This window comes from Beijerinckia sp. L45, from assembly GCF_009765775.1.
Taxonomy (GTDB): domain Bacteria; phylum Pseudomonadota; class Alphaproteobacteria; order Rhizobiales; family Beijerinckiaceae; genus RH-AL1.
This window is the reverse complement of sequence record NZ_LMUU01000223.1, coordinates 1-725: the sequence shown is the minus strand read 5'-3', so window position 1 is coordinate 725 and position 725 is coordinate 1. Positions and strand designations below refer to the sequence as shown.

Below are 725 nucleotides of genomic sequence, written 5' to 3'. Positions count from 1 at the left end.
CCGCTACGGTTACTAGGTTTTAGCGTCGCCGCTCCGTTCTTGAATTTGAGACCGGAGCGGCCCCATCGATCCCGCGCGAGGCATCCTCGACGTGTCAGTCGGCCTTCAGTCCGATGAACCTCGAGCACGACACGGCGGCTACTTCAACGGCATCCTCGTCGCTCATCATCCCACCACCGGCCTGCATCCGCTTCCGGGCGACGCTGGCCACGATCTTCGCAAGCTTCGACTTCGCCGCCTCGTCCAAGTCGAACTCCGGACCGAGCTCGTCCAATGCGAGGAGGAACGCGCGCTTCAGAAAGATGGCTTCCTGAGACGCGAAGACTCCGCCTTCTTCAAGGCTCGTGTCCATTTTGATCCCCTGATCTCACCGCCGCAATAAAGATGCCGTCGATGGGTATCGTAACTTCATCGAGGGCGGCCAACTGTCGCTTTGAACAGTTAATCGGTGATCTCCTGAAGCCTCTCCGGACCCTGCTCGGGCTGGCCTTTTCGCGTGTGGCGAAGAGCTGCGGGTGCGTTGCCAGACTCGCCCGAATCAACGAACCGAGTGCCCGATGACTCAATACGATGTGAGGGCTGGACTGGAACGACGTCGTCCTTGATGGCCTGGCGCGCCGCACCGTAGGCATCCCGCGGCGACAGCACGATGCGCGCGACAGCGACTTAGAGCCCGACTCAAAATTTACGTTTGAGCGGTCTGCTGCCTCGCGAGTCTTCGCATG

The 725-nt window shown here is 60.6% G+C and carries 1 protein-coding gene; it reads right to left on the bottom strand.

The annotated features are described in order from the left end of the window. Positions 1 to 94: 94 nt before the first annotated feature. The gene (locus tag GSQ79_RS23730) at positions 95 to 352 is read right to left on the bottom strand and encodes a hypothetical protein (RefSeq protein WP_158811249.1); all 258 of its coding nucleotides are present in this window, start codon (positions 350 to 352) and stop codon (positions 95 to 97) included. Between the last annotated feature and the right edge of the window lie 373 nt (positions 353 to 725).